The organism is Nocardiopsis protaetiae (assembly GCF_045446735.1).
Lineage (GTDB): Bacteria > Actinomycetota > Actinomycetes > Streptosporangiales > Streptosporangiaceae > Nocardiopsis > Nocardiopsis protaetiae.
On record NZ_JBJJBV010000433.1, the window covers coordinates 1 to 3,701 of the forward strand.

Annotated in this window: 4 protein-coding genes; all 4 read right to left on the reverse strand. The window is 71.2% G+C overall.

Annotation, left to right across the window (positions count from 1 at the left end; all coding sequences use genetic code 11):
• Positions 1 to 105: 105 nt before the first annotated feature.
• Positions 106 to 1,299, reverse strand: a complete 1,194-nt coding sequence (gene metK / locus ACJOT3_RS33390; RefSeq protein ID WP_406977128.1) for a methionine adenosyltransferase — start codon at positions 1,297 to 1,299, stop codon at positions 106 to 108.
• A 227-nt stretch (positions 1,300 to 1,526) separates the two neighbouring features.
• Complete coding sequence (coaBC, locus tag ACJOT3_RS33395; RefSeq protein ID WP_406977129.1) at positions 1,527 to 2,747, reverse strand: bifunctional phosphopantothenoylcysteine decarboxylase/phosphopantothenate--cysteine ligase CoaBC; 1,221 nt, start codon at positions 2,745 to 2,747, stop codon at positions 1,527 to 1,529.
• Positions 2,748 to 2,773: 26 nt separating this feature from the next.
• Positions 2,774 to 3,040, reverse strand: a complete 267-nt coding sequence (gene rpoZ, locus ACJOT3_RS33400) for a DNA-directed RNA polymerase subunit omega (RefSeq protein WP_073384132.1) — start codon at positions 3,038 to 3,040, stop codon at positions 2,774 to 2,776.
• An 86-nt stretch (positions 3,041 to 3,126) separates the two neighbouring features.
• Positions 3,127 to 3,696, reverse strand: coding sequence for a guanylate kinase (gene gmk / locus ACJOT3_RS33405; RefSeq protein WP_406977130.1), 570 nt, complete (start codon positions 3,694 to 3,696; stop codon positions 3,127 to 3,129).
• Positions 3,697 to 3,701 lie beyond the last annotated feature (5 nt).

The window sequence follows — 3,701 nt, forward strand, 5'->3', positions numbered from 1 at the left end:
TTTGGGGTTGCGCCATGCAGTGGGGCCAGGCGGTGAGGAGATACGGCGAGGGGGCGGACGACCCCTCGGGTCGTCCGCCCCCTCACCGTCGGTGCGTTGTCGCGCTCAGGCTCCCACGAAGGAGCGCAGGGCCGCGGCGCGGTCGGTGCGCTCCCAGGTGAACTCCGGCAGCTCGCGGCCGAAGTGGCCGTAGGCGGCGGTCTTGGAGTAGATCGGGCGCAGCAGGTCGAGGTCGCGCACGATCGCGGCCGGACGCAGGTCGAAGACCTCCTTGACGGCCTTCTCGATCAGGTCCGGCGCGACCTTCTCGGTGCCGAAGGTCTCGATGAACACGCCGACCGGGTGCGCCTTGCCGATGGCGTAGGCGACCTGGACCTCGGCGCGCTCGGCCAGCTCGGCCGCGACGATGTTCTTGGCGACCCAGCGCATGGCGTAGGCGGCCGAGCGGTCGACCTTCGACGGGTCCTTGCCGGAGAAGGCGCCGCCGCCGTGGCGGGCGTAGCCGCCGTAGGTGTCGACGATGATCTTGCGGCCGGTCAGACCCGCGTCGCCCATCGGGCCGCCGATCTCGAAGCGGCCGGTCGGGTTGACCAGCAGGCGGTAGTCGTCGGACTCCAGGCCGAACTCCTCCACCACGGGCTGGATGACGTGCTCGCGGATGTCCGGGGTGAGCAGCTCCTCCAGGCTGATGTCCGCGGAGTGCTGGCTGGAGACCACGACCGTGTCCAGGCGGACCGGGGTCTGGCCGTCGTACTCGACGGTGACCTGGGTCTTGCCGTCCGGGCGCAGGTAGGGCACGGTGCCGTTGCGGCGGACCGCGGACAGGCGCTCGGCGAGCGAGTGGGCCAGCTTGATCGGCAGCGGCATCAGCTCCGGGGTCTCCCGGTTGGCGTAGCCGAACATCAGGCCCTGGTCGCCCGCGCCCTGGCGGTTGAGGGCGTCGTCCTCGTGCTCGACGCGCGCCTCGTAGGCGGTGTCGACACCCTGGGCGATGTCCGGGGACTGGGCGTCGATGGAGACGTTGACCCCGCAGGAGTCACCGTCGAACCCCTTGGCGGACGAGTCGTACCCGATCCGGAGGATGGTCTCGCGCACGATGGCGGGGATGTCGACGTAGGTCTGAGTGGTGACCTCACCCGCGATGTGGACCTGACCGGTGGTGATCAGCGTCTCGACGGCGACCCGGCTGGCTGGGTCGTGGGTGAGCATCGCGTCGAGGATCGCGTCACTGATCTGGTCGGCCATCTTGTCGGGATGGCCCTCGGTGACCGACTCGGAGGTGAAAAGGCGGCGGGACACGGTTGCGTGACTCCTTGCAGCGGCTGCTGGCTGACATGTGGCGGTGGGCACGTCCCGGCCCGACTGCCTGCCGGGACGGTCAATACCGACCGATGCGGTTGGTTATCGGTCCACTGTAACGGGGCCGGTGGGAAGGGGCATCCCCCGGTCGACCGCGTCGTTCGCGGACGCCCGATCGAAGTGTGGCGTACCCGGTGGTAGGAAATCCAGTCCCGGGTTCCGGTGGGTCACTTCGCGAGGCGTTCCCCGACCAGGTCCCAGACCCGGTCGGCGAGGTCCTCCTTGGGCCCGTGGGGGATCTCCACGGCGCTGCCGTCGTCCCCCAGGACCACGGCCTGGTTGTCCTCCGTGCCGAAGGCGCGGCCGCCGCCGACCTGGTTGACCACGAGCAGGTCGCAGCCCTTCCTGGCCAGTTTGGCACGGCCGTTGGCGATGACGTCGTCGGTCTCGGCGGCGAACCCCACGATGACCTGGCCGGTGCCCTCCTCGGCGCGGGAGACCACCAGGCCCGCCAGCACGTCGGGGTTCTCGACCAGCTCGATCGGGGCCGGCGCGGCGCCGGACTTCTTGATCTTGGAGCCGACGGTGGTCGCGGGCCGGAAGTCGGCGACCGCGGCGCTCATCACGATGACGTCGGCGCCGGCGCGCTCGGCCCGCACGGCCTCGGCCAGTTCCACCGCCGAGGACACCGGGACCACGCGCACCCCGGCCGGGTCGGGCAGGGCGACGTTGGCGGCGACCAGGGTGACGTCGGCGCCCCGGGCGGCGGCGGTGCGCGCCAGGGCGTAGCCCTGCTTGCCCGAGGAGTGGTTGCCGATGAACCGGACCGGGTCGATGGCCTCGCGGGTGCCGCCCGCGGAGATCACGACGCGGACCCCGGACAGGTCGGGTGCGGCCGCGCCGCGGCGCAGCACCCGCCGGGCGGCCTCGAAGAGCTCGACCGGCTCGGGCAGGCGCCCGCGGCCGGTGTCGGCGCCGGTGAGGCGGCCCACGGCCGGGTCCAGGACGATGGCGCCGCGCGAGCGCAGGGTGGCCACGTTGGCCTGCGTGGCCGGGTGCTCCCACATCTCGGTGTGCATCGCGGGTGCGAACACCACCGGACACCGGGCGGTGAGCAGGGTGTTGGTCAGCAGGTCGTCGGCGAGGCCGGCGGCCGCCCTGGCCAGGATGTTGGCGGTGGCCGGGGCGACGAAGACGAGGTCCGCGGACTGTCCGATGCGGACGTGCGGAACCTCGTGGACGGCGTCCCAGACACCGGTGGCCACGGGGTTGCCCGACAGGGCGGCCCAGGTGGGCTCACCGACGAAGCGCAGGGCCTCGTCCGTGGGCACGACCCGGACCTCGTGGCCCGATTCGGTCAGTCGGCGGAGCAGCTCGCACACCTTGTAGGCGGCGATGCCGCCGCCGACGCCGAGGACGACCCGGGGTTTGCTTCCTGTGTCACTCACAAACAGGATTTCTACCAGGTCGGGTATCAGGTGCCCTCGTAGGGCTCCGCGGTGAGGAGACCGGACTTGATCTCGCGCAGGGCGATGGACAGGGACTTCTCCTGCACCTGGGTCTCCACCAGGGGGCCCACGTATTCGAGCAGGCCCTCGCCCAGCTGGGCGTAGTACGCGTTGATCTGGCGGGCCCGCTTGGAGGCCATGGTGACCAGGCTGTACTTGCTGTCCACCAGATCGAGCAGATCGTCGATCGGCGGGTTGGTGATGCCTTCGGCGACGGGCTCGGTTCCAGCCACTTTCGATTACCCCCAGGGAAGTCGGATGCGAGGCGCGGTGCGCCGCGGTGTACAGGGTACGCGGAGCCGGCGGCTCCGCGGCGTTATCACACCTCGGAAGCGGTGATCAACGCTAGCAGTTCGGCGCACACGTCCCGGACGGACGTGTTGACGAGTGTGGTGTCGAACTCCTTCTCGGCGGCGAGTTCGACCTTGGCGGCCTCCAGCCGGCGCTGGATGACCTCCTCGGACTCGGTGCCGCGCCCGGTGAGGCGGCGCACCAGCTCCTCCCAGGAGGGCGGGGCCAGGAAGACGTGCAGGGCCTCGGGCATGGTCTCGCGGATCTGGCGGGCGCCCTGGAGTTCGATCTCCAGCAGGACCGGCAGCCCGGCGGACAGGCGCTCCTCGACGGGGCCGCGCGGGGTGCCGTAGCGGTTGCCGGCGAACTTCGCCCACTCCAGGAGCTCCCCGTCGGCGATGAGGCGGTCGAACTCGGCGTCGTCGACGAAGCGGTACTGGACGCCGTCGACCTCGCCGGGCCGGGGCTCGCGCGTGGTCGCCGACACGGAGAGCCAGACGTCGGGGTGGGCCCGGCGCAGCTCGGCCACGACCGTGCTCTTGCCCACACCCGAGGGTCCGGACAGGACGATCAGCCGTTGTTCTCCTGGGTTGGGCATGGCTC

Bases quoted from the DNA above. Each gene is read 5' to 3' on its own strand.
- gmk (WP_406977130.1), bottom strand. From the start codon at position 3,696: ATGCCCAACCCAGGAGAACAACGGCTGATCGTCCTGTCCGGACCCTCG.